The sequence below is a fragment of the Paraliomyxa miuraensis genome, assembly GCF_026337845.1.
GTDB classification, from domain to species: Bacteria; Myxococcota_A; Polyangia; order Nannocystales; family Nannocystaceae; genus Paraliomyxa; species Paraliomyxa miuraensis.
Genome location: NZ_JAOVZF010000144.1, coordinates 196,222 through 221,192, shown reverse-complemented (window position 1 = coordinate 221,192; position 24,971 = coordinate 196,222). Strand labels below are relative to the sequence as shown.

Here is a 24,971-nt window from a genome sequence, read left to right as displayed (position 1 = left end):
TCGGCAGAGGTAGGGCGGCTCGACAATTGGACGTCGAGGGTTGCTCGACGCCCTGGAATCTGCGGCAATGGGGAGGACGCGCAGGTCATGACCAATTCGGCCAGTCCCACGAGGTCGCGAGTGCGTTGGCCACGCGAGCCGCTGAAGGTCGCGCGCTGGGAGCGAGGCGACAGCTACATCGAGGTGGTGACCTTGAGTCGCAACGTGATCGCGGTCGATCTCCATGGCACCGCCACGCGTGACGCTCTGGACGTGGTGCTCCCGCAGCTGGGGGAGCTGTTCGCGGGCTCGGACCAGTGCCAGTCCTTCTGGAATACCGCGGACTTCCAGGGCTTCGACCCCGAGTTTCGCGACGGGGTGCTGGCTCTGCTCAAGCAGCACAGGTCGCGGTGGGTCAAGATCCACACGCTCGTCAAGTCGGCGCTCATCGGAATGACGGTCACCACCATCGGGCTGCTCTTCCTGGGCGCGATCAAGAGCTACCGCGACCTCGACGACTACCTCGCTTCGCTGCAGCGAGCCCTCGAGGGCAGCGGCGACTGAGCTGCGGGCCACGAGGCTCAAAAGCAGATCGAACGCTCGCCCGCACCCGTGGCCACCGCCTCGCAGCGCATGCCGCGGGGGCATGGCGCGTCCTCGCAATCGAGCGCGCACACCCAGCGCCCGTCCTGCAGGCCGATGTCGAAGCAGGTCGAGGGCTGGTCACCCGGCGGCTCGGCGCAATTGCTCGGATCGGTGGGGGCGACGCACGCAGATGTGCAGTAGCCCGACTCGTCCTGCGGGAACACGCAGAACTCCAGCGGTGGGCACTGCGCGGAGATCTCGCAGGGAGAGTACATCTCCCCGGGCGCGGAGGGCTGATCGCCCGGCTCGTGCTCGCCCTGGGGAGGACCGACGGTGGGGTCTTCGTCGCCCACGTCGTCATCGGGCAGCGCTCGCGAGGAGCAGGCCGCGAGTGCGAGGAGCAGCACGGTGACGACTCGGGCTCCCATTGGTCGGAGCATAGCAGGCGGGGCCATTGCCAGGGCGATGGCCGGCCGGGTCGGTTTCCGTGTCGCTATTCGTCGTCCCCCCGCAGCGCCGCCAGCACCGAGATGTCCTCGAGCGTGGTCACGTCGCCGGCGGGCTCCTTGCCGGCGGCCAGCTCGGCCAGGAGCCGCCGCATGATCTTGCCGCTGCGGGTCTTGGGGACGGCGTCGGCGAAGCGCACGCTGGCGGGACGGGCGAACTTGCCGATCTCGTTGCCCACGTGATCGGCCAGCTCCTTCTTGAGCTCGCCCGAGGGCGTGACCCCGCCCTTGAGGGTGACGAAGGCGACCAGCGCCTGCCCGGTCAGCTCGTCGGGCCGGGCCACCACCGCGGCCTCGGCCACCGTGGGGTGGGCCACCAGCGCGCTCTCGAGCTCGGCCGTGCCCAGCCGGTGACCGCTGACGTTGACCACGTCGTCCACGCGACCCATCACCCAGAAGTAGCCGTGCTCGTCGCGGCGGGCGCCGTCGCCGGTGAAGTACTTGCCGGGGAAGCGCGAGAAGTAGCCCTGGCGGAAGCGCTCGTCGTTGCCCCACACCGTGCGCAGCATCGAGGGCCACGGCTGGTCGATGACCAGGTAGCCGCCCTCGTTGGTCTCGGCCTCGCTGCCGTCCTCGCGGAGGATCTTGGGGCTCACCCCGAAGAAGGGGAGGGTGCACGAGCCGGGCTTGGCCGGGATCGCACCGGGCAGCGGCGTCATCATGATCGCGCCGGTCTCGGTCTGCCACCAGGTGTCGATGATCGGGCAGCGGTCGCCGCCGATCACCCGGCGGTACCACATCCACGCCTCGGGGTTGATGGGCTCGCCCACCGTGCCCAGCAGGCGCAGCGAGGAGAGATCGTGCTTGCTCGGGTGCTCGTCGCCCCACTTGATGAACGCCCGAATGGCGGTGGGCGCCGTGTAGAAGATCGTCACCTGGTGCTTGGCGATGATCTCCCAGAAGCGATCGAGGCCGGGATGGTTGGGTGCGCCCTCGTACATCAGCACCGTGGCCCCGTTGGTGAGCGGGCCGTACGCGATGTAGCTGTGGCCGGTGATCCAGCCGACGTCGGCGGTGCACCAGTACACGTCGTCGTCGCGGAGGTCGAACACGTACTTGGTGGTCACGTAGGTCCCCACCATGTAGCCGCCCGTCGTGTGCAGCACGCCCTTGGGCTTGCCGGTGGTGCCCGACGTATAGAGGATGAACAGCGGGTGCTCTGCGGGCAGCGCGGGGGCCTGGTGCTCGTCGGACACGCCCTCGAGCACGGCGGTCCACTCGTGATCGCGCCCCTCCTTCATGGTGATCTCGTTGCCGGTGCGGCGCAGCACGATGGTGCGGGCCACGTCGGGGCACTGCTCGAGCGCCTTGTCGACCTGGGCCTTGAGCGCGACCACCTTGCCGCGGCGCCATGCACCGTCCTGGGTGAGGATCGTGGTGGCGCCCGCATCGAGCACGCGGTCGCGGACCGCGTCGGCGGCAAAGCCCCCGAAGATCACGCTGTGCACGGCCCCGATGCGCGCACAGGCCAGCATGGCGATGGCGGCCTCGGGGACCATGCCCATGTAGATCACCACGCGATCACCCTCGACCACGCCCGCGCGCAGCAGGCCGTTGGCGAAGCGCTGCACCTGCCGGCTCAGCTCGGCGTACGTGAACGTGAGCGTCTCCCCCGGCTCGCCCTCCCAGACGAGCGCCACGCGATCCCCCCGGCCCTCGGCGACGTGTCGATCGAGGCAGTTGTAGGCGAGGTTGGTGGTGCCATCCTCGAACCACTTGGCGAACGGCGGATCCCACTGGCGGATCTTGGTGGGCTTGGAGAACCAGTGCAGCTCGCTGGCGAGGTCGCCCCAAAAGCCCTCGGGGTCGTCGATGCTTCGGCGATAGAGCGCGTCGTACTGCTCGCGAGTGCTCACGCGGGCCTGCTGCGCGAACGCGGCGGGGGGCTCGAAGATGCGGGACTCCTTGGAAACGCTCTTGATCGTGGACATCGGTCGATGGCTCGGGTGACGGTCGGTGGCTCGGGGGTGATGGGGTGGACGCTAACGGGACTACGGGGTCCGGGATACCATGAATCGGGCACGCTCAAAGCAGCGCCCAGGCCCGGCTCGGGACGTCCCGAGGACTCGTTGGCACTGCCGCTGACATTCCGGTCGGTCGGTTGCGGACAAGGCGCAGGGCCATGGGAGGCCGGGTCCGACGTAGAATTCGCGGACCCCCTCATGAGTTCTCGCGACGAGCCACGGCAATCGTCCTCGAAGACGGTCGTCACGGTGGACTACGAGCCGACCGAGCCGTCCGATCGGGGCTCGCGTCGTCGTCCGATCACGCGAGATCCCGCCGCGGACACGATCCTGTCGGATTCGGGGCTGTCGGGGCTGTCGAGTGGGACCCGGAGCCGCGACGGCGGTCGGCCGCGCAACCTGGTCGACGTGGGCGATCAGCTCGGGGGTTATCTGCTGCTGCGCCGCCTGGGAACCGGCGGCATGGGCGACGTGTTCGCCGCGCGGCCGCTCGAGGGTGGCGAGCAGGTCGCGCTCAAGAGCCTCTCCACGATCACGGCCACCCGCCTCTATCGCTTCAAGCAGGAATTCCGGGCGCTTGCCGACATCTCGCATCCGAACCTGATCCGCCTGTACGAGCTGTCGGTCCGCGAAGGAGGGGTGCCGTTCTTCACCATGGAGCTGCTCGACGGCCGGCAGTTCGTGGACTGGGTGAGGGACGAGAAGCCCGAGGGGCAGCTCCCCGACTTCGCCCGGCTCGAGGCTGCCCTGCGCCAGGTGATCGAGGGCGTGTGCTTCCTTCACGACAAGGGCTACGTGCACCGCGACATCAAGCCCGCCAACGTGCTGATCACCCGCAGTGGGCGCGTGGTGGTGCTGGACTTCGGGCTGGTGTCCGAGATGACGAGCCTCGACGCCGGGATCACGTACGACCGGCAGATCGTGGGCACACCGAGCTTCATGGCGCCCGAGCAGGCGACGGGCGAGCGCGTGGGGCCAGCGGCCGACTTCTATGCGATCGGGGTGATGCTCTACGAGTCGCTGACGGGGCGCTTGCCCCACCGCGGTGCGGCGTTCGAGGTGCTGGTGGCCAAGCAGGGGCCACCGCCCGATCCCGGGGACGAGGTCACGGGGATCCCATCGTGGCTGCGCTCGCTGTGCGTGCGGCTGCTGGCACGCGAGCCCGAGGCCCGGCCCGGGGGTCGCGAGCTGCTCGAGCTGCTCTCGGTCCCGAGCACTCCCGCCACGAGGGGGCCGGCCTCCGTGTTCGTGGGTCGCAAGCAGGAGCTGGCCACGCTGCGCCAGGCGCTGCGCGACGTGGTCGAGTGCCGGGCCCCGGTGGTCGTGCACCTGCGCGGCCGCAGCGGCGACGGCAAGTCCTCGCTCGTACGGCGCTTTCGCTCCGAGCTGCTCGACACCCAGACGGTGGTGCTGCAGGGGCGCTGCCGCGAGCGCGAGGCCGTGCCCTACAAGGGCATCGACGCGGTGGTGGATGCCCTGTCGGTCCACCTGCGGACCTTGCCCCCCGAGGAGCGCGACGCCCTGCGGCCGCCCGATCTCGACGCCCTGGTGCGCCTGTTTCCCGTGCTCGACGAGCTGTGGGAGCCCGGCGAGGTCCAGGTGCTGGGCCTCGACGAGATCCGCAAGCTGGGGGTGGTCACCTTGCGCAAGCTGCTCGAGCGCATCGCCGCCACGAGCACCCTGGTGCTGTGCATCGACGACGTACAGTGGGCCGATCTCGACAGCATCAGCCTGCTCCAGGCGCTCGCGCGCCCTCCCGATCCGCCGGGGTTCTTGCTCATCCTGAGCTACCGCAGCGAAGAAGACACCGAGACGCTCCGCGAGCTGCGAGGGGGCGACATCCTCCATGGTCCCGACGCTCGTACCATCGAGCTGGGCGTGCTGTCGGCCGAGGATGCACGCGAGCTGGCGCGCGAGCTGCTGCGCGCCAGCGGCGACGCCGATCCCGGTCCACGGCAGGCGCGGGCCGAGACCATCGCCCTGCGCGCGCGCGGCAGCCCGTTCTTCATCGCACAGATGGCTCGAGGCGGGGACGCGCTGGACAGCTCCGAGTCCAACCTCGACCAGATCATGGTGCGTCGTCTGTCCGATCTCGAGGACGACGCGCGACGGCTGCTCGAGGTGGTGGCGGTGTTCGGCGGACCGCTGGCCACCGGGCTGGCCCAGGAGCTGTCGTCGGCGCCGACCGCCGTGCTCGAGTCGCTGTGCGAGCTGGGCCTCCTGGTGCGCGAGGGCAGCGGGGTCGACGACCGCGTCGAGACGGCCCACGATCGCGTGCGCGAGGTGGTGCTCGAGGAGCTGCCGGCGGCGGAACGGATCGCGCTGCACCGTAGGATCGGCGAGCGCTTGCTGGACCACCACGGCGGTGATCCCCCGGGGGACGACATCTTCGCGGTGGTCAACCAGCTCGATGCGGGGGTCGACGATGCCGCTGCGCTCGCGCCCGAGCGGCGGCTGCGGTTGGCCGAGCTCAACCACCGCGCGGGTCGGCGCGCGCTCGACTCGACCGCATGGGTGGCGGCCCGTCGCTACCTCGGGTTCGCTCATGCGCTGGCCGAGCCCTGGCTCGAGCAGGCGCGCGAGGGCCAGGGGCACCACGAGCTGTGCGTGGCGGTGGCGTTTGCTCGGGCGCAGGTCGAGCTCACGCTCGATCGTCCCGGCAGCGACGAGGCCCTCGAGGATCTCCTCGGCTGGTCGCTCTCGATGGAGGACTACTGCCGGATCGCGCAGTGGTACTGCTGGAACCTCTCGCTGCGAGGCCGCCTGGCCGAGTGCGTCCAGTTCGGGCTGCGAGCCCTGCGGCACATCGGGTGGCCGTCGCCGTCGAGGCCGTCATGGCCTCGCGCGGTGCTCTCGTACATGCTCGGCTGGAGGTCGGTGTGGGCGATCGGTCCCGGCCAGGTGCGTGCCCTGCCGCCCATCGAGGACCTGCGCACGCGCGCCGCCATGGACATGCTCGCGGCCGCCGACAGCTACTCGATGATGGTGGACATCAGGCTCCACCTGATGCTGGCGGGCATCTACGGGCGGCTGCTGCCCAGGCATGGGTTCCACGACGGCGCCGGGGTGGCGCTGTCGGCCCTGGCCATGTCGGCGGCGGCCCAGGGCAAGCTCGAGCAGGCCCGAACGCTGAGCGAGGCGGTCCAGGGCTTTGGCGAGGATCGCACGCTCTCCACGTTTGCCCAGTTCGGGCCCCAGGCGATCATCCTCAGCGCGCTCAACACCATCTACCCGCTGGCCGAGGTGGTGGCCCGGGGCGAGGCGATCTACGCGCGTGCCTACGAGGTCGCGCCCCAGACCCTGGTCGAGGCGATCGGGCTGTGCTGCGCCACCAATCGCTACTGCGCCAGCGTGCCCTTGCCCCGGCTGCTCGCGTTCATCGACGCCTTCGAGGCCCAGCACGACGGCTTCAAGCTGTCCTGGGTCGCGCACCTGGTGGTGGCTTGCCGTCACTACGCGCACCTGTTGACCCATGGCCGGCAAGAGCTGACCCATGGCGAGGACGAGATCGGTCACTACGAGGGCCCCTCGGCCGTCACCGATGCGCTGACCGGCTCGGTGACCGTGATGCAGCTCGAGGTGGCGCTGCTGCTCGGCGAGACCGTGCGGGCATGGGCGCTGTGCGACTCGCTGTCGCGCGACTACCAGCGCAAGGTCGGCACCCTGTGGCATGCACCGGCCTACGCCATGATGAGCGTGATCGCGATGGCCGATCGATGGCCGCACAGCAGCCGTCGCGAGCGCCGGCAGCTACGCCGTACCATGCGGCAGCGTCGCAAGGTCGGCCAGCGCTGGGCCAAGCGCTGCCCCGAGAACTTCCAGCCCATGCTCGACATCATCGATGCCGAGCTCGCGGCGCTCGACGAGCGCTACGACGAAGCAGCGAGTGCCTTCGAGCGCGCACGGGCGAGCGCCTCGTCGCAGGCGATCCTGCGGCTCACGGGGCTCGCCTCCGAGCGCTTTTGCAAGCTCGCCCGGCGGCGAGGCCAGGGGCTGGTGGCCGAGGCAGCGTACGAGGCCGCCCGCGATGCGTACCAGGCATGGGGGGCGACGGCGGTGGTGCGACGGCTGGACGACGAGCGGGGGGGCGGGGTCTCGGGGGCTTGAGCTACCCGCCTTCCTTCGAGCGAGCGCCGCTCGGAGGCGTGGCGGGCGGATTGGCGTCCGCGGGGGCAGTGACCTCGGCGGGCGGGTCGGCGTTGGCGGGTGGGTCGGCGTTGGCCGCAGGAGCCTCGACCGCAGGCTCGCTCGGAGCGGGCTCGGGCTCGCCCCGCGGCAGCTTGTCGCACGGTGAGGGCTGCCTGGGCTCGGGCAGCGGATCGGGCGGACGCTGGGGCTCGTCCTGCTCGCAGCCGTTCGGATCCTCGTAGGTCTTGCCGTGGGCAATGTCCCACAGCGCGTCGAGGCTGGGCAGCAAGAAGTAGGCACCGCCCCGCGTGGTCACGAACGTGGGCAGCCCCCACGCGATGGTCGGCGCCTTCTTGCGATGGGACGAGGGGATCAAGAACTTGCCGGCACTGCGGCCGCGCAGCTGCTGCCCGACCAGCGGATCGCGATCGGCCGGCAGCGTGAGCACGGTGGAGCTGAGCACGCTGTTGATCCAGTTGAGCTGCAAGAACTCGAACTGTCGCGCGATGTCGGCGTTGATCACCGCGAACATCACCCCGCGCTCCTTGCCGTCGTCGGGCGCTCCGTCGGGCAGGCGGGGGCCGTAGGGCGTGGAGCGGCGAATGATGCGGTGCAGGCGGGTCTGGACCGCGCCGGGGCCGGAGGGATCCTCTCGCGGGTTGTTGCGGCGAATGTGTGACCCCAGGGGGCAGCGCAGTCCGTCGGGGTCGCCGTCGTAGCGAAAGTCGTTGTTGCGCCGATCGTCGGCCCCCAGCGCGGGGTCGTCTCGATCGGGCGACAGGACCAGGGGCGCCCCGCTGGGCCAGCGGCCGACCATCTTCGAAGCGACGAGCTCGGGCGTGGTGCCGTTGCGCTGCGCCACCTCGGCCACGTACTCGCGGAAGCGGACCACGTGCTGCTGCAGCTTGCGCACCACCAGGAAGCTGCCGTTGACGAAGAACGGCGAGCGGAACTGGTTCTGCCCCGACTCGTCGATCTGGCCCAGCACGAACTCGCCGGGCTGGAGGCGATCCCATCCGCGCCGCTTGCGGGGAGTGCCGTCGCCGGGATGATCGGGGATGCCCGAGCCGAGGACGGAGGGCTGGGCGATGCCGTCGGCGTAGCCGAAGTGCTCGGTCCCCGCGTACTCGCCCGAGAACCCCCTGGCCTCTTGCACGTGCAGCAGCTCCACCGTGGGGGCCGCGTCGATCGCCTCGCGGGCCTTGCCGACTCCCTGGCGCAGCGCTTCCTCTTGCTTGGCGGTGACCCACACGACCGCGTGGATCCGTCCGTTGCGGTAGACCGGCTCCCAGTTGTCGGGATCGCTCTCGTCCACGTCGCCGAGGATCGACACGGCACGGGCCTTCATGCCGCACTTGAAGGCCGCGATGGCCCCGGTGGCCTCGTGGTCGGTTTGGTTGAGGGCATGAGCCGCCCCTCCAAAGCCGAACATGTCCACCGCGGGGTAGGTCAGCCCGATGTTCAGCACGTGCGCGACGCCCCGGTCCACGTCGGCGCAGCTGGTGACCATGGGCAGCAGCCGCTTGATCAGCGCCCGGGCGTCCTCGGCCTCCGTGAAGTGGAGGAACAGGTAGCACTCGAAGGACGGGGAGTCCTTGCGATAGTACTCCCGCAAGATGGTGCTCTGGATCTGACCGAGCTCGAGCATGGGTTCGTCCGTCGGCAGGCCTGGGTCGGCTGGTCTAGGTCAGCAGGTGCTGGTGATCGTGGAGGAAGCACTGCATCCTGGTGTGCAGGTTGCGGTGATCTGGACCCACGCGCTTGCTGAAGCGGGCGAGCGCCTTGGTGAGCTTCACGCTGGACTGGATCTGCAGCAGGCTCCGGTCGAGGTAGGACCCGGCGAAGTCGCGCGTGACGATCTGGTTGGCACGCAGGAAGTCCTTGAACGCGAAGATGTCGGCCGAGCCCGCAATCGGGTAGCCCACGCTGGCCCCGAACACGGTGTCGATCTCCTTGGAGATGCGGGTGCTGAAGTCCTCCACGTACTGGATGAAGTCGCCGTCGTAGACGCTGGCGAACAGCATCTGGTTGCCGTCGACGACGCTGACCCGGGCAAAGTGCAGGGTGGGGAGGTTGCGCAGTGGCCTCGCCGCGAGCTCGATGTTGGCGAAGGTGCCCAGCCGCAGCGTGCGCACGAGCTTGGGCAGCTTGCTGGGGTGCACGCGCGCCATCAGGGTGAAGGGGCTGACGCGGTCGGGCGCGCTGATGGCCTGCTCGGGATCGGGCATGGCCAGCGGGCGCAGCCGCAGGGGACGGCCGGCCTCGGTGTCGGCCCAGTCCACGTCGTTGTCCCGGATGCGGTCGTGGTTGAGCATGTTGGGGTTGACGAGGAACTCGGCGTAGCGCGTTCGCAGCTCCTTGTCCGACACGCCCTCGATGCTGCGCACGAACACGAGGAACGCGTCGCGCAGCGCGAGCGCGTCGCGGATCTCCCGCTGCGACTCGTCGTAGGCGCGGTAGAACAGCTCCACGCACAGGAACTTGCTGCGCACGTACTCGTCGAGCAGCTCGGGATTGGAGGCGCCCGGGTAGTCGGTGCAATTCTCGAACACCGGATCGACGCCCTTGGCGTTGACGTTGAGGAACGTGATGGCGTCCTCGTAGTCGTCGTAGATCACCATGAAGTACAAGTAGCGATGCTCGGCCGTGAACAAGCGGGCGAAGTGGATGCCCGAGGACGGCGTCTCGAACGGGTTGAACGAGGGGTCGTCGAGCATGGCCTCGAGCCGGCGGTAGCGGCCGGGCTGGATCTCGATGCGCAAGGTGAACGTGCGAGGGCCGCGGTTCAGCTTGGTCTCGTGCTTGGGGCTGAACGGCGAGAAGCACGGGCGACAGCCGGCGAACAGCCCCGAGGTGACGACTGCACCCACCATGCCGCGCGCGAGGGCTCGGCGGGACATCCCGGCCGATCGGGCAAACGGGGAGGCCTCGGGCCGCTCGCAGGCTTCGTCGGCTTCGTCACCGTGCGGCTCGGACTCCGCGTCGAAGTCGTGGAAGCTCGGCATCGGGGGGCAGCATAACCCGATCGGCCCCGGAGGTCTCGGCTCACTCGCAGGGCTCGACCCACACGCGGATGTTCTTGTGCTGCCCCGCGCCGAGGCTCGAATTGCTGCCGGCGATCGCACCGCTGGCCGTCTGCCAGCCGAACGTGTCCGTGCCCTGCACCGTGTAGATCGAGCCTGCGGTGATCGGTACCGGGGTGGACAGCACGTTGATCGAGTCGAACCCCACGAACGTTCCCATGCCCTGCCCCGGGAACAGCTGACTGTGCAGCAGCGCGCCTGCGATGCCCTCGCCCTCGTACACGTTGATGGTGAACGAGTCGTTGGTGCCCGAGAGGTTCCAGTAGAAGTCGATCCTGACGATGTCGCCGTTGGTGTCGGCGGTGAACGACTGCCACGCGTCCCCCTGACTGATGAAGTCGCCGAGGCTCTCGAACTCCACCTCGGCGGGTCCCGGGGTGCAGGCCATGGTCCCCGACGACGAGCCCTCGCCGCTGCTCTCGCCCGACGTGCTGCCCGAGGTGGTGGCCATGGAGCCCGTGGTGTCGTCGGTGGTGGCGCCCGGGCCCGTGGATGTGCCATCGAGCGGCATCGTGGTGCCCCCGCTGGTGTCGTCCGAGCCGTCGGCGACCGATGTGGCCGACGTGGCCGACGTGCTGGCCTCGAAGGTCGTGATCGACGTGGGATCCTCGGTGGTGGGGCCGAACGGGCTCGTCGAGGCGCTCGGCTCCCGCGTGTCCGGGTTGAAGCATGCGATCGGCAGGACGGCGAGGACGAGCACGAAGACGCGTGGCATGGCGTTCGCAGTCTATCCCAGGGGGTCGCGCGAAGGGGCTCACGCGCAGGAACGCCGCACGCCGGTCGGTTCGGGTAGACTCCGCGCGCCAGGAGCAACGCACGATGGGACTACTCGACAAGATGTTCGGCGGAGGCACCAACCTCGAGCTGCGGCTCGACACCGAGAAGATCCCCGAGGGCGGCACGCTCTGCGGCACGGTGTCGCTGTCCGGGGGCAAGAAGCCGCTGCGGCTCACCGCGCTCAAGGTGCGGCTGGTCTACGTGAAGGTCGAGAAGCGCGACGACTCGCCGCTGCCCAACATCGAGATGCAGGTGTTGATCGACAACACCATCGCGGCCAACGCCGACCTGCCTCCGGGACAGCTGCAGAAGTACGACTTCTCGTTCAAGGTCCCCACCGGCACCGATCCCGACGGTGAGTACCGGGTGATGGCCACGGCCGACATCCCCAAGGTCAAGGACCCCTCGGCCGAGGCCAAGGTCAAGGTGCTCTCGCCCGACTCGGAGGGCGCCAACCGGGGGATCTTCAGCCGCCTGACCGGCAAGGCCAGCGAGGACGAGATCCTCGCGCAGTTCCCCGGGCTGATGTCGTCCGACGAGGACGAGCAGACCGAGGCGCTCAGCGACCTCAACTGCGCCGCCTACGACGACGACAACAACTTCGTCAACATCGCCGGGCACCTGGGGCGGATGATGGCCAGCGGCACCGCCGAGGTGCGGGCGGCCGCGCTCGAGGCGTGGGGCACGGTGCTCAACAACCGGGCCAAGCCCGAGCACATCCAGGCGCTGGTGGCCATGGCCAACGATCCGTCCGTGCAGTCCGATCGCCGGCTGATGCGCGAGGTGGTAACGGTCGCGGCCAAGTTCGCCGAGGAGGGCGCGGCCCAGCTCGTGCACTGGTTTGCCCAGCACCAAAACCCCGAGGTACGCAAGGAGATGGCCGATCGCCTGCGCTTCGACGCCGACGACGAGTTCATGGAGAAGCGCGCCATCCTGACCGCCCTGGCCAACGACCCCGACGCGGGCGTGCGAGCCTCGGCCATCGGGGGGCTCTCGGAGCACAACGACGAGGCCGCGATGGTGCAGGAGTTCGCGCAGCGCTCGATGTCGGATCCTTCGCCGGAGGTGCAGGCCGCGTGCCTGTCGGCGCTGACCCTGTCGCATCACCACGGCTTTGGCGAGCTGGTGTTCTCGAGCTTCCAGCAGCACCTGCAAAACCCGCACGTGAAGGTTCGCAAGGAGCTCGCCGACTCGTGCCACTGGCTGCCGAGTGACCCGCGGCTGGCGGGGATCGTACACGCGCTGCTGAGCGACCCCAGCCCCGAGGTACGGCGCGCGATGGCCTGGCAGGGGGTGAACATGGGCGATCATCCGCAGCTGGCCGAGCTGTTCATGCGGGCGTGCGACGACCCCGACGAGGAGGTGGCTCAGGATGCCCTGCGCGGGATGGGGCGGCTGATGGGCTTCGACAACGCGGCGCAGTTCTATCGCCACCGCATGGCAGCCCGGCCGACCGAGAGCACCTACTGGGGGGTCTACTATGGGATCTGCAGCGATCTCGAGGACGAGCCGGCCGCGCGCGCGCTGATGCAGGAGCTGACCCGAGCGCAGTTCGCCGACGTGGCCAGCTCGGCGCGCGAGTCCCTCGAAGACCTCTAGCGCCGTGACCGACGATCGACGCTACGACGACCGCGAGGTCGGCCTGATCCTCGAGCGGGTGGCGGAGCTCCACCGGCGCGAGGGTGAGCGGGCCGACGCGCGGTCGATGACGCGGGCGGAGATCGAGCAGATCGTGGGCGAGCTGGGGATCTCCAAGGCCCTGGTCGCGCGGGCGGCGGGCGAGCTGTCGGTCCGGGACCACCGCAATCGGCCGCAGTGGTGGCTCGGGGGCAAGACGGATCTGATGTTCGAGGACGTCGTCGACAGGCGCATCGACGACGCCACGATCACGCGAATGCTCGAGGTCCTGCGCCGCCTGCTGGGTGATCCCGGCAAGCTCGAGCGCGAGGGCGAGACGCGGATCTGGTCGACGCAGGGCGAGGGGCGGCGGGTCCACCTCACCATCGTCGAGCACGAGGGCAGCACCACCGTGCGCCTCGAGGAGAGCATGCCGACCGAAGCGGGCGCCGTGGTCGGCGTGAGCACCCTGCTGGGCCTGTTCCTCGGGATCATGACGATGGTCCCGCTCAAGGCACTGCTGCTCAAGTCGGTGTTGATGATGGCGCTGGGGCCGTTGATGGTGCTGGGAGCCGGCACGGGGTGGCTGGTGGGGCGCAGGCTGTGGAAGCGCCACAGCACCGGGCGGGAGCTGCTGCTGCGCGGGGCGTTCGGGGAGCTGATGGGGCTGGCGGCGGGTGGAACGAAGGCGCTGCCCGAGCCGGAGGAGGAGTGAGCGTTCGCGGCGTCGAGACCCTCCTGCGATTGCACGGCGCAGAAGCTCACGTTGTAGCGACCGGCATCGGCGAACACGTCGACGGGCAGGCTCTCGCGGCCGCCGCGGATGAGGCTGCCCCACTTGCTGCCGTCGAACTCGGGGGTGCTCACTCCACCACGTCGATCACATAGGCCGGCTCGACCACGATGAAGGCACCGCCGTGATCGAAGGCCGCGAGGTCCTGCGGCGGTGGATCGCCGACCAACAGGCGCAGCGACCAGCGCCCGGGAGGCAAGCCCAGCATGTCGCCGAAGCGGCCCTGCAGCTCGATGACGCCGCGCTCGGAGACCGTGGCGGGACCGGGGTCGAGCAGCCTTCGCGAGGGCTCGACCCCAGGACCCACGGCCTCGGCCAGCACCCGCAGTCCGAGCGAGCTCGCGACCGAGCGCTCGGGTCGCACGACCCAGTGCACGCGGGTGTCGGCGCGATAGCGCGGAACCTTGGTGGGATCGGTGGGATCGACGTCGCTGGAGCGCACGTCGTGGAGGGTCTCGTTGCGCACCACCAGGCCGAACCCGGGCAAGGCGGACGCGCCACCATCGACGGGAAGCTGGCCGTCGTGGTCGCGGGGCACGAGCCATAGCGCGAGCGCGGCGGCGGCCAGCACCCCGAGCCCGGCCGTGACCCAGGTGGCCGCGCCGCGGCGGCGCTCGGCCAGGGAGATCACGGTCGCGCCTCCGTCTTCGTTGGCGTGCGCGTCGTCCCCACGGTCCGATGCTGCCTCGCCCGCGTCGGGGTGGTGCTCGGTCCGCGCGGCGGCGAGGCGGTCGACCCAGCGCTCCCGCTCGGCCATGCGCTCCTCGTCCGAGCCGACCGCGAGCATGGCCACGAGCGCGTCGAGCTCCTCGGGATCGTCCCCGGCCGCCCGCCGAACCGCAGCGACCTCTTCGACCGATCGCCGCCCTCGCACCACGTCCTCCCACTCGTGGGGGAAGCGCTCGTCGTACTCGCGCTCGAGGGCCCCGAGCTGGTCGAGCAGATCATCGTCGTCGTGCTCGTCGTCGTGCTCGTCGTCGGTCATGCCGCCTCCTCCCGGGCGAGCCCTCGCGCCAGCCGACGCAGGCGCGCGCTCCACTGATCGACGGCGGCGCGGCTCATGCCCTCCTCCTCACCCACCTCGGCGATCGAGCGCTGCTCGACGTAGATCTTGTGGAACAACCGCAGGCCGCGCTCGTCGAGCCGCGCCCGTAGCTGCTCGAGCAGGCGCTCGAGCCGGGCCCGCGACTCCAGCCGCCGAAACGTGCCGCTGCGATCGGCACGCAGACCCTCGAGCTGCTCGCCCTCGGTGGGCTCGCTGCTCCAGGGATTGCCGCGAAAGCCCTCGAGGATCCGCGCCACGCGGTGGCGGGTGACCATGCGAACGAAGCTGGCCAGCGAGCGCCCCCGCTGCGGATCCCAGCGCAGCAGCACCCGTCCCTCGTCGGCCATCAGGTGCACCATCACGTCCTGCACGAAGTCGTCCACGTCCTGGCGAGCATCGCGGCCCGAGGCATTGGCGCGGCGGCGCAAGGCCACCGCGGCTTCCACCTTGATCACCGGCAGCAGCACGTCGACGAGCGCGGCGAGGGCACGACGCTCGCCTCGGCATGCGCTTCGGATCTCGTCGGGGGTCAAGGCGGAAGACCGGGAGGATATCACGCCCCGCCGCGGCCCCGAGGGCGTCGATTCGAGCACGGCGAGGCTCCATCCTCATCAGCGCACCACGTCCACGACCTGGTTCATCGTCTGGGGTGGATTGGGTCCGCTGGGGCTGTCGTCGTCGACCTGCAGCGTCAGGCGCCCGGACACGACGCCGCCGTGCCGCTCGAGCCAGTCGGCCACGGTCTCGCCCGAGGGCAAGGTGAACGTGTGCAGATCGATCTGGGTCGGCGTGGTGAGGGAGATCGTCCCCAGTGCCATCGAGACGGTGGTGCCGCTCTGTGAGTCGTAGAACGTGAGCACGGGTCGATCGACGGTGGCACCGGCGTAGTAGCCGTCGAGCTCCACGTAGAGCGCGTACTCGACGGTGCCGGTGGTGAGAGCGGTGGCGGTCGTGGTCGTCGTCGTGCCGCTGCTGCCGCCGTTGTTGCTGCTGCCGCTTCCGCTGCCGCTCGAGGTCTTGCGCACCACGGGGCAGTTGGGACAGATGGGCACGTGCGGCTGCGGCCGCGTCTCGTCGCGGAGATACGAGGTGGCCGGCAGCCCGGTGGTGCCGCTGGTGCCCGGCGCCACGAAGGTGGACACGGGCAGGGCTCCGCAGTTGCTCTGCACGGGCTTGCTGGACACCAGCGAGACGGCCCCCAGGGGATTGGGCGCCTGCAGGCGCGCGCTCACCACGTCGCGCAGCGCCTGCGAGATCGCGGAACTGGCCTGGGACGACACGTAGGGGTTGTTGGCCGCGTCGATCGCCGCGATCACGCCATGGGCGTCGATGCGATGCACCGCGGCCGGGTTGCCCGAGGTCTGGCTGCGCCACTGGGACGCCACCGGGATCGGGGTGCCGTGGGCATCGAACATGCCCACCACGTCGGTCGCCCGATTGCTGGGCCGGTGGCTCCACACCTGCGCCGCGATGGCCGACAGCCCGGCGGCGGCGATCGAGGTGCCGGTCCAGGGCTGGGTGGTCGCGCTGCCGCCATCGACGGAGACCGTCGCCTGGTGGGCATGGAGCGCGCGCGATGGCATGCTGCCGAGGCGGCTGTTGGCGATCGGCTGCCCGGTCGCGTCCAGACCGCCCACGCCGTAGGTGAGCTTGGGGGGAGACTGGTCGCCAGCCAGGGCCACCCCCAGGTGGGCGCAGGCGGTGGCATCGAGCTCGGGCAGGCTCTCCCATGCAGCCGGCGCCAGGGCACCCTGGCGCTCGCACAGGGCTCCTTCGGTGTTGCCGGCCGCCGCAATCGACAGCGCGCCCTCGCAGGCGGCCCAGGCCAGCGCGGTGTGGACCGCCTGCACGGTGGCGGGCACGGTGGGATCGGGCGCCGCGACGTCGAGCAGATCGCCGTGGCTCGGCGGCAGTGCACCGCCGTGCTCGAGGTCCCAGCCGAGGCTCATGTTGATCACCAGGGGCGAGCTGCCGGCATCGGGGCGGGCCTTCCAGCGCACCATCGACTCGCCGAGCGCCGCGGCCAGCGAGCCCAGGCTGCCTCGCTCTCCGCCGGACGGCAGCGGCTGCACGTGGGCGGCGTCGAACGGGAACGCCTGCGCGAAGAACTGCCGCGAGGTGCACTGGGCCTGCCGATGAGGGCAGCGTACGGCCTGGATCAGCGCAGCCATGGTGAGCCCGTGCTGGAGCCGCGCGGGGGCCGAGGCGTAGCTCGGCAGCGTGGTCGGCCCGGGGCCGCGCGAGTCGGCCGTGTCCACCACCGCCACGTAGGGCAGCCCCTCTTCGCGGCTGTAGGGCGTGACCGAGGGCGGAGCCCCCGGCGTGGCGCCGAGGCCTTGCAGCAGCGCGGTGCTGCGGGCCGCTGCGAGCACCTGGGTCGGGCTGGCCTGCGGTACGACGACATCGGGGTCGGGATCGACCCGCACCGAGCCGGGCACGGCCGGAGGCGCGAGCGGCTGTCCGGCACCCGTCCACGTGTAGAGGCAGAAGCGCTCGAGGGGTGCGGGCATCTTCCCGCCCGCGGCTTCGTAGGCGCCCCAGGCCTCGGCGGCCGGGCCCGTGAAGCGGAACAAGCGCTGGGCCGACCATCCCCGCAGGGGCGCACACGGGGCGCCGGCGTTCATCAGCGCCACGTAGCGCAGGCGCACGGGCTGTGAGGGCGCCAGGGCTTGGGCGTCGAGGGATGCCGGCTTCGCGGCCACGGCTCCGGCCACCGAGCCCGCGAGGCCGGCCGCGGCGGCGGCCGCCTTGTCACGGGCCGCATCGTCCCCCGACGAAGGACCGCTGCAGGCAGCCGAGCCGATCAACAACGAGAATGCGAGGCGAGCAGAGTTGGAGCGGGACACGCCCTACCTTCTACATCGACGGCCGTTCTTCTGACGCGGCTTCGGTCAAGGAATCCAACCGCGGGTGTAGAGCCAGCCATCGTCGTGACCCATGCGCTGGCGCAGCGCGCTACGCAGGGCCTGGGGGGCGTCTTCGCCCGCGGCGTGGGCCCGGTGGAACGCCTCGATCAGCGCACTGGCCGCGGCGTCGTCGACCTCTCGATCGGTCGCCACCACCAGCCGTGCGCCCGCGACCACGAACGCATGGGCCAGGCTCATGCCGCCCGCCAGCGCGGCGGGGTCGATGCGTCCGGTCTCGCAGCCATTGAGGATCGCCGTGGTCGGGGCGCGCGGGAGCGCGAGCACGTCGCCCACGTCCACGGTGCCATCGCGCGCGAGCACGAGCGCGCTGCTCCAGCCCTCGAGTCCGTCCGCGCGCGCGTGCCCCACGTAGTGCAGCAAGCCCGCCTGCGGCAACGCGCGTCGCACCGCATCGCCCAGCGCATCCTCGCCCTCGATGCGCTGCACCTGCCAGCCCGCTTCGCCGAGCAGACGCGCGACCATCTCCGCCTCGGCCGCGGCGTGGCGCAGGTTGCTGGGCGGAGCCACGATCACCGCGGCGCGCTCGGAGGGTCCGGGCTCCCGAGGATTGCGCGGAAGATCCAGGCCGTAGCGCACCACGGCCCGCTCCAGCAGCACCTGCGTGGGATCGCCATCTGACCGCGGTGGAATCGGCAGCGCATGGAACGGCACGCGACCCAGTGCACCCACCGGCATCACGCGGATCGAGTCGGCCTGGGCGAGCGCCTCGGCGAACGGCGCGAGCAAGTCCGCGCTCCAGCGGGCGCGGTGCTGGGGATCGGGCTCGCCGTCGAGCGCCAGCGGGCCGAGCCGACGCACCGTGAGGCCCTTGGCGAGCTCGGCGAAGCCGACCCAGCCGTCGTCGAGCCGAACGAAGTGCAGGTCGAGCTCGCCGGGCCCTGGATGGGAGAGGTCGTTGCAGCCTTCGTTGGACTCTCCCCCGGGATCGAGCGCGCCGAGCAGCTGGTCGAGCTCGCGCTGGTGCTCGCGACGCTCGGCCTCGAGCTCGCGTTGCTTCTGACGCGAGGCCGCGGCGGGCAGGGACCAGCTCTCGTCATAGGCGGCCTCGAGGCGGGCCCGGGCCTCGCGATGCTGCCGAAGCGCCTCGCGTTGCTCCGGCGTGGCTCGACTCAGGCGCCGCACCTGCCGGGCCACCGTGCGCAGGGCCCGGGTCCGTGCCAGCCGAGCCACGCACAGCGCTTCGTCGGGCCGCGAGAGCCGCAGCAGCAGGTCCACCTGCCAGCGCACGCCGCGGTCGCGCTCGGCCCCGAAGCGTCCGCGACCCTCGCCGAGCGCGATCCTGGGCAGCTGCTCGTCGAGCAGGCGCTCGGCCTCGGCATAGCGGGCGAGCGCCTGCTCGGGACGCCCGAGCGCCTCTTCGATGCGCCCCTGCTCGAGCAACGCCTGCCAGCGCAGCTCGGGCTCGTAGAGGCGCTCGGCCTCGGTCAGCAGCGCCGAGAAGCGGCGGCGCGCCAGCGGCAGCGTGCCGTCGAGTCGCGCGACCCGGGCCAGTAGCAGCATGCGCCACAGGCGATCCTCGTGATCGAGCTGCGACTGGTCCACGCGCTCGAGCCACGACCGAGCCTCGCCCGCGCGCTCGTCGAGCGCCGCCGCATAGGCCAGGTTGAGCATGATCGCATTGCGCGTGTGCAGCGAGGCCACGTCCTGGCTGTCGCCCAGTCCCTCGAGCGCCTGCCGGAGCAGCGGCACGGGATCCTGCTCGACCGATGCTCCGCGACCCCGTGCCTCGAGCAGCATCCAGGCCACCGCGTTCAGCAGCTGGCTGCGCACCAGGGGCACCGCATCGGGCCCGGGCGTCAGTGCGGGCACGAGCGCGAGCGCCCGGTCCTCCAGCGCTCGCGCGCGCTCCCACGCACCCAGCCGCCCCACCAGCAGCATCTGCTCGACCAGCGCGGCCGCCTCGGTAGCGTCGAGCCCGAGCGCCCGAGCCATGCGCTCGCCGCTGGCATGCGCCAGGCCGGCGGCTCGCAGCTCTCCCCGGTGCTCGGCCAGCAACCCCTCGTAGTAGGCGTGCAGCATGCCTTGCTCGGGATCGGCCACCACCAGCGGGGCATCGCGCTCGAGCCAGCGAGCCGCGTGCTCTTCGTCGTGGCGCAGGGCCAGGTACACGAACGTCAGCCGCTGGGCCAGCGTGCTCGCATTGCGCAGGTGACCGGCGGCCACGGCTCGCTCGAACGCCTCGGCGTAGGACTCGGCCACCGCGTCGAGATCGCCCACCTCGAAGGCCAGATCACCCGCGAGCATGTACGCCTCGGCTCGCGCCGCGTCGTCGGCCAGCGTGGGCAGCAGCGCGTCGAGGCGTCGACGCGCCTCCATGATGTCGACCATGCTCGCGATCGCATCGAGCTCGGCCGAGCGCGATGGCGGCGAGGGATCGAGCGTCAGCGCGAACTTGCCCGGCGCGCCGTCGAGATCGATGAGGATCTCCAGGTGTCGGGCAGTCGCCGAAGGCTGGACCACCCAGCGCAGACCGCCCTCGATCGGCTCGGGCTTCCCATCGAGGGGAGCCCCGTCGATCGCGATCGTGCTCGGGAACCCAGGGTCGGTCTCGATCCACAGGCGCAGCGTGGTCGATCCCGGCTCGAACGCACAGATCGGCCCCTCTCGCACCTCGCGGCAGCCGCCGAACCACGCCGTCAGGGCGCGGGGGGCTGGCGTGGCCGTCGACGAGGGCTCGCTCGTTGGTGGGCCTTGGGCCTCGCGAGCCGGCGCGGGAGGATCGCGGCCGCACGACAGCATCAACAACGCTGCTCCGATGACCGCTCGTACGTGCATGCCTCCGCTGCGGCGCCCGGCTTGGTCGGGCCTCCGCGCGGAGGGTAGCGTGCCCACGACGATGCGTCATCGCGGGCGTGAACGCGGCGCTCGGCGTCGGCGGCTCAATAGGCCTCCTCGACCGTCTTTCCCTTCTTGGGGGGCTCGTAGCACGCGCCGGCTTCCTCCTCGAGCGCCGCGAGGTCGTCCTCGATCTCGAGGATCACCTCGAAGGCATTGTCGGTCTCGTCGAGTCCGGGGGGCGGCGGTGCCTGGTTGCACGGGACGTTGGTGGTGGTGCCGCCGCTGACGTCGTAGCAGCGGGGGACCAGGCCACCCACGCCCGTGTTCTGGCACGTCACGTGATAGGTGCCGCCGCTGCAGGTCCACGAGCAGCCGTTGCCGTTGCTGCCGGGGCAAGGTGGCTCGGCGTGGGCGAGACCGGCGGTGAGGGCGAGGGCGGCGAAGGAGGCGAAGGAGATGAGCTTGGACATGACGAAATTCGCTTTCGGGACTTGGGACTTGGGACTTGGAACTTGGGAAGGTGGTGTGATCGAGAAGTGCGTTGGGTTCGATCGCGGTCGTGGGGTTCTTGCTCAGTAGGCCGGGGCCAGGCCGTCCTCGGTCACGGGCTCCTCGGCGGTCTCGCCCTTGGTGGGCCCGTAGCAGACGCCGATGTCGTCCTCGAGCGCAGCGATGTCGTCCTCGAGCTCGAGGATCATCTCGAACGCGTTGTCGGTCTCGTCGAGCCCAGGGGTCGGCGGCGCGATGCTGCAGGGTACGGAAGTGGTGGTGCCACCGGTGACCTCGTAGCAGCGGGGGACGAGGCCTCCCACGCTCGTGTTCTGGCACGTCACGTAATAGGTGCCGCCGCTGCAGCTCCACGAGCAACCGTTGCCGTTGCTGCCGGGGCAGGGCGGCTCGGCGTGGGCGAGGCCAGCGGTGAGGACGAGGGCGGCGAAGGAGGCGAAGGCGATGAGCTTGGACATGACGGGTCTCGTTTCTCTGGGTGGTGATGGGCAGGCCCGGGGCTCGGCTTGGCTTGGTGCGCCGCGTTCCCCGGGCTCGCAGACCCCTCTCCGGTGGGCTCGATCGATCTGACGGAGGTCCGTCGAATTTTCTCTTGCCCGGGCCACGACCCCAGCGGCGGATGGCCCGCCAGGCCGCCTCGGGCTAGACTCGTCGCCGTGGAGCAGTGGCCTCGGACCGCAGCAGAGATCGAGGAGATACTCCTACGAACGGATCCGGACCTCGTGGCAGCGGCACGGGAGGTGGATCGCTCGCTGCTGGCGTGGTTCCTGAGCCTCGATCCGCTCGAGCGACTACGAGTGTGCACGTGCAACACTCGAGGACTGGAGTGGCTGCGACGTGGAACGTCCGGCGGGTGACATCGTGGCCACGCTGCGGGCACTGAGTGCCCGCGACCTTGCGTTCATCCTCGTTGGATCTCCGACCACTACACGAGCGGCCGTTGCCGTTGCTACCGCTACCCCGCCATCTCGGGCGAGGCGCGGAACCGGTACCCCGTTCCGCGCAGGGTCTCGATGTACCGTGACGCCGGCCCGATCTTCTTGCGTAGCCGCTGGATGTGCGTGTCGACCGTGCGCGTGGGCAGGCCGGGATCGTGTCCCCACACGTCGTGCAGCAGGGTCTCGCGGGTCAGCACCCGACCGCGTCGCGTGAGCAGCGTGGAGAGCAGGCGGAACTCGAGGGCAGTGAGCGGGATCTCCTCGCTGTCCACCCACACCTGGTGCCCCGCGGCGTCGAGCCGCAGCCGACCGAAGCGCAGCTCGCTGCCGGTCGCATCGGGCTGGTCGGCTCGACGCAGGATCGCCTTCACGCGCAGCACCAGCTCGCGCACGCTGAACGGCTTGCCCACGTAGTCGTCGGCGCCCACCTCGAAGCCGACCACTCGATCGATCTCGTCGTTGCGCGCGGTGAGCATCACGATCGGGATCGCCTTGGTGTGCTCCTGAGAACGCAGCGTGCGACAGACCTCGGTGCCCGAGAGATCGGGCAGCATCAGATCGAGCAGGACGAGGTCGGGGGTCGGGTGAGCCCCTGCGAGGTCGAGCGCAGTGCGGCCGTCATGGGCGACCAGGGTCTGCCAACCCTCCTGCTCCAGCGCATAGGCCAAGGTGGCGGCGATGTCGTGCTCGTCGTCCACGATCAAGATCGACTTACCCATCGGTTCGCGTACGTTGCCCCGCTCGTGTGACGTCGGGGTCACGCGCCGGAAAAATCACAGGGCCCGTCCGTGCGGCGCTGCGCACGAGCGATGACCCCGTGACGTTCGCGTGACGATTTTGGGTTGTCACAGATCTGAGACGAATCGGACACCCAACGGACATCCGGCCACACCATAGTCCGAGCGCCCAATGCTTGGTGGATTCGACCCCCGCCTCGAGGAACTGTTCGTCCGCCGTCGCCGCGGCGGCGCGTTCTTGTGGGGCGCGGTGCTACTCGCGGTGACGGGCACGACCGCCTGGCTGGCTTATCCGCCCAAGAAGGAGCGGATCGTCGAGGTCGAGCTCGAGCCCGAGATCCAGGACTTCGCGATCGAGGAAGAACCCGAGCCCGAACCCGAGCCCGAGCCGCCCCCGCCGCCGAACACCAAGGTGGAGGTGGTCCAAGAGCCCAAGCCCAAGCCCAAGCCCAAGCCGCCCGACAAGAAGGTCACCGACGCCGCCGAAGAGAGCGACACCGAGAAGACCATACAGATCGGCCCGGGCGGCGGCTCGCCCGGCGGCAGCGGCGTGGGACAGGGCAAGGATCCACCCAAGACGGTGGAGAAGCCCAAGCCCAAGCCGGAGCCCAAGCCGGAGGCGCCCAAGCCCAAGCCCAAGCCCAAGGCGAAGCCCCAGATCGACCCCACCGTGCCGATCGATCGGCCCGAGAACGCCACCGCGCCCAAGCAGAAGTCGGGCAACCCGCCCGCCTATCCCAAGGAGCTCAAGGACGAGGGCATCACGGGCAAGGTGGTGATCAAGCTGCACGTGCACCGCGACGGCACGGTGCGCGGGGCCAAGATCCTGCGCAAGACCAACAATGCGACGACCGACGAGGATCAAGCGCGCGCGAACAAGCTGTTCGTGGCCGCCGTGATCGCCGCGGTCAAGACCTGGACGTTCGAGCCGGCCAAGCTCAACGGTCAGCCGATCACGGTGTATCACCAGGTCACCGTGCCCTTCACCCTCACCGCCGGCTGAGACCCGCAGTAGGAGCATCCATCATGGAGCTGTCACTCTTGGAAATCTGGGAATCGATGGGCTTCCTGTCGCGCCTGGTCGCCATCGGATTGGTGGCGATGGGCGTGGCGAGCCTGTTCGTGGCCATCGAGCGCGTGCTGGTGCTCGGCAAGGCCGCCGCGATGTCGAACGAGTTCGCGGCCAAGGCCCGGCCCTTGCTCGAGGATCGCGACTTCGAGCCGCTGCTCGACCTGGCCAAGGGCAAGGACTACGAGCGCACCCCGCTGCCGCGGCTGATGGCGTTCGGACTCGAGTCGTACTTCAGCCAGCGAAAGCACGTGATCAACGACGACGACGAGGCGGTGACCCCGGCCGAGATGGCGCGGCGCGAGCTGACACGCCGCCAGCAGCAGCTCGACTCCGAGCTGCGCCGCGGGATGGGCATCCTGGCCTCGACCGGCTCCACCGCGCCGTTCATCGGGCTGTTCGGCACGGTCATCGGCATCATCACCGCGTTCCAGGGCATCGCGGCCGCGGGCGGCGGCGGGCTCGAGGCGGTCTCCGCCGGTATCGCCGAGGCGCTCATCGTGACCGCGGTGGGCCTGGTGGTCGCGATCGGAGCGGTGCTGGTGTTCAACTACCTCACGGCGCGCTTCGACAAGTTCGAGATGCACATGCAGCACGCCTCGGGCGAGCTGGTCGACTTCCTGGAGGGTGCCGGCCGTGGGCGCAAGCCTGGGAAGTAGCAAGGGGAAGATCGCCCCCAACATCAACGTCACGCCGCTGGTCGACGTGGTGTTGGTGCTGCTCATCATCTTCATGCTGGTGATCCCCAACGTGCAGAACGAGGGCAAGCCCATCGAGATGGTGAAGGTCGACGCGGCCGACGAGCTGGCCGACGACCAGGAGCCGATCATCGTGACCGTCGACCGCAACGAGACCTTCCTGGTGGGGTCGCAGGAGCTGCCGATGGATCAGGCGGTGCGCGAGGTGCTGGCGCAGGCCGCAGCCAATCCGCGGCAGCGGGTGCTGCTGCGCGCCGACGCCAAGCTGCCCTACCGGCCGGTCCGCGAGCTGTTCCACGAGCTGCAACAAGGCGGGCTGACGAACATCGCGCTGGCGGTGGGCGTGGCCAAGGACGGCAAGGAGCTGGCCAGCAAGTCGGCCGAGGGAGAGGGCTAGCAGCATGGGGATGAGCGTCGGAGGCGGCCGCAAGGGCCGCGTGCAGCCCGAGATGAACGTCACGCCGCTGGTCGACGTGGTGCTGGTGTTGCTCATCATCTTCATGATCCTGGCGCCGATCATCACGCAGGCGTTCGCGGTGCGGCTGCCGCCCAAGGACGACGACAAGCAAGAAGAGCTCGATCAGGCCAACGACCCCAACCAGCCGCTCGTGCTCACCGTGACCGACGAGCAGACCTTCGAGGTCAACGGGGTGACGATCGACGAGCCCGAGCTGTCGGTCCGCCTGCACCGCATGTTCAATGCGCGTCCCGACAACGTGATCTACATCGACGGCGAGGACGACGCGGCGGTGGGCACGGTGCTGCACGGGGTCGACCTGGCGCGGCAGGGCGGCGCCTCGCCGGTGGTGTTCCTGACCAAGAAGCTCCAGTGAGCTGCGA

General features: G+C 70.2%; 20 protein-coding genes. 8 read left to right on the top strand and 12 right to left on the bottom strand.

Annotated features, from left to right (window positions below; all coding sequences use genetic code 11):
* Nucleotides 1-120 precede the first annotated feature (120 nt).
* Nucleotides 121-543, top strand: a complete 423-nt coding sequence (locus OEB96_RS11615) for a hypothetical protein (RefSeq protein WP_266215632.1) — start codon at nucleotides 121-123, stop codon at nucleotides 541-543.
* 17 nt (nucleotides 544-560) lie between these two features.
* Here OEB96_RS11615 and OEB96_RS11610 read toward each other — a convergent pair whose 3' ends face one another.
* The gene (locus tag OEB96_RS11610) at nucleotides 561-992 is read right to left on the bottom strand and encodes a hypothetical protein (protein WP_266215631.1); all 432 of its coding nucleotides are present in this window, start codon (nucleotides 990-992) and stop codon (nucleotides 561-563) included.
* A 65-nt stretch (nucleotides 993-1,057) separates the two neighbouring features.
* Nucleotides 1,058-3,001 (bottom strand): acetate--CoA ligase, encoded by a 1,944-nt coding sequence (acs, locus tag OEB96_RS11605; RefSeq protein WP_266215630.1) that lies wholly within the window; start codon nucleotides 2,999-3,001, stop codon nucleotides 1,058-1,060.
* Nucleotides 3,002-3,232: 231 nt separating this feature from the next.
* On the opposite strand from acs, the gene OEB96_RS11600 reads away from it, so the two are divergent.
* The gene (locus OEB96_RS11600) at nucleotides 3,233-7,141 is read left to right on the top strand and encodes a serine/threonine-protein kinase (protein WP_266215629.1); all 3,909 of its coding nucleotides are present in this window, start codon (nucleotides 3,233-3,235) and stop codon (nucleotides 7,139-7,141) included.
* Between the two features lies 1 nt (nucleotide 7,142).
* On the opposite strand, the gene OEB96_RS11595 is transcribed toward OEB96_RS11600, so the two are convergent.
* From OEB96_RS11595 to OEB96_RS11585, 3 genes are read right to left on the bottom strand one after another with little or no spacing between them, the layout of a single operon-like run.
* Nucleotides 7,143-8,810 carry a Dyp-type peroxidase gene (locus OEB96_RS11595; RefSeq protein ID WP_266215628.1) on the bottom strand — a complete coding sequence of 556 codons (1,668 nt, stop codon included), beginning with the start codon at nucleotides 8,808-8,810 and terminating at the stop codon, nucleotides 7,143-7,145.
* A 34-nt stretch (nucleotides 8,811-8,844) separates the two neighbouring features.
* A complete protein-coding gene (locus tag OEB96_RS11590) occupies nucleotides 8,845-10,167 on the bottom strand; it encodes a hypothetical protein (protein ID WP_266215627.1) in 1,323 nt (440 codons plus the stop codon).
* A 40-nt stretch (nucleotides 10,168-10,207) separates the two neighbouring features.
* A complete protein-coding gene (locus tag OEB96_RS11585) occupies nucleotides 10,208-10,960 on the bottom strand; it encodes a hypothetical protein (protein ID WP_266215625.1) in 753 nt (250 codons plus the stop codon).
* A 104-nt stretch (nucleotides 10,961-11,064) separates the two neighbouring features.
* Here OEB96_RS11585 and OEB96_RS11580 point away from each other — a divergent pair, with 104 nt between their 5' ends.
* Nucleotides 11,065-12,621, top strand: a complete 1,557-nt coding sequence (locus OEB96_RS11580; protein WP_266215624.1) for a HEAT repeat domain-containing protein — start codon at nucleotides 11,065-11,067, stop codon at nucleotides 12,619-12,621.
* Nucleotides 12,622-12,625: 4 nt separating this feature from the next.
* Nucleotides 12,626-13,354, top strand: a complete 729-nt coding sequence (locus tag OEB96_RS11575) for a hypothetical protein (RefSeq protein WP_266215623.1) — start codon at nucleotides 12,626-12,628, stop codon at nucleotides 13,352-13,354.
* Nucleotides 13,355-13,502: 148 nt separating this feature from the next.
* Here the strand turns inward: OEB96_RS11575 and OEB96_RS11570 are convergent, their stop codons facing one another.
* From OEB96_RS11570 to OEB96_RS11540, 7 genes are all read right to left on the bottom strand, one after another.
* Complete coding sequence (locus OEB96_RS11570; RefSeq protein ID WP_266215622.1) at nucleotides 13,503-14,417, bottom strand: hypothetical protein; 915 nt, start codon at nucleotides 14,415-14,417, stop codon at nucleotides 13,503-13,505.
* The gene (locus tag OEB96_RS11565) at nucleotides 14,414-15,010 is read right to left on the bottom strand and encodes an RNA polymerase sigma factor (protein ID WP_266215621.1); all 597 of its coding nucleotides are present in this window, start codon (nucleotides 15,008-15,010) and stop codon (nucleotides 14,414-14,416) included. The genes OEB96_RS11570 and OEB96_RS11565 overlap by 4 nt, the downstream gene beginning before the upstream one ends.
* Nucleotides 15,011-15,088: 78 nt before the next feature.
* Nucleotides 15,089-17,323, bottom strand: coding sequence for a S8 family serine peptidase (locus tag OEB96_RS11560; protein WP_266215620.1), 2,235 nt, complete (start codon nucleotides 17,321-17,323; stop codon nucleotides 15,089-15,091).
* A gap of 45 nt (nucleotides 17,324-17,368) precedes the next feature.
* The gene (locus OEB96_RS11555) at nucleotides 17,369-20,236 is read right to left on the bottom strand and encodes a CHAT domain-containing protein (RefSeq protein ID WP_266215619.1); all 2,868 of its coding nucleotides are present in this window, start codon (nucleotides 20,234-20,236) and stop codon (nucleotides 17,369-17,371) included.
* Between the two features lie 47 nt (nucleotides 20,237-20,283).
* A complete protein-coding gene (locus tag OEB96_RS11550) occupies nucleotides 20,284-20,652 on the bottom strand; it encodes a hypothetical protein (protein WP_266215618.1) in 369 nt (122 codons plus the stop codon).
* A gap of 102 nt (nucleotides 20,653-20,754) precedes the next feature.
* A complete protein-coding gene (locus OEB96_RS11545; protein ID WP_266215617.1) occupies nucleotides 20,755-21,147 on the bottom strand; it encodes a hypothetical protein in 393 nt (130 codons plus the stop codon).
* A 497-nt stretch (nucleotides 21,148-21,644) separates the two neighbouring features.
* Complete coding sequence (locus tag OEB96_RS11540; RefSeq protein ID WP_266215616.1) at nucleotides 21,645-22,346, bottom strand: response regulator; 702 nt, start codon at nucleotides 22,344-22,346, stop codon at nucleotides 21,645-21,647.
* Nucleotides 22,347-22,536: 190 nt separating this feature from the next.
* Between OEB96_RS11540 and OEB96_RS11535 the strand changes: the two genes are divergently transcribed.
* Genes OEB96_RS11535 through OEB96_RS11520 form a run of 4 tightly spaced genes read left to right on the top strand, consistent with a single transcriptional unit; the run spans nucleotide 22,537 to nucleotide 24,964 of the window.
* Nucleotides 22,537-23,367 (top strand): energy transducer TonB, encoded by an 831-nt coding sequence (locus tag OEB96_RS11535; protein WP_266215615.1) that lies wholly within the window; start codon nucleotides 22,537-22,539, stop codon nucleotides 23,365-23,367.
* Nucleotides 23,368-23,390: 23 nt separating this feature from the next.
* The gene (locus tag OEB96_RS11530) at nucleotides 23,391-24,092 is read left to right on the top strand and encodes a MotA/TolQ/ExbB proton channel family protein (RefSeq protein ID WP_266215614.1); all 702 of its coding nucleotides are present in this window, start codon (nucleotides 23,391-23,393) and stop codon (nucleotides 24,090-24,092) included.
* A complete protein-coding gene (locus OEB96_RS11525) occupies nucleotides 24,070-24,528 on the top strand; it encodes an ExbD/TolR family protein (protein WP_266215613.1) in 459 nt (152 codons plus the stop codon). Before OEB96_RS11530 ends, OEB96_RS11525 begins: the two co-directional genes overlap by 23 nt.
* A gap of 10 nt (nucleotides 24,529-24,538) precedes the next feature.
* Nucleotides 24,539-24,964 carry an ExbD/TolR family protein gene (locus OEB96_RS11520; RefSeq protein ID WP_266215611.1) on the top strand — a complete coding sequence of 142 codons (426 nt, stop codon included), beginning with the start codon at nucleotides 24,539-24,541 and terminating at the stop codon, nucleotides 24,962-24,964.
* The last annotated feature ends 7 nt before the right edge of the window (nucleotides 24,965-24,971 follow it).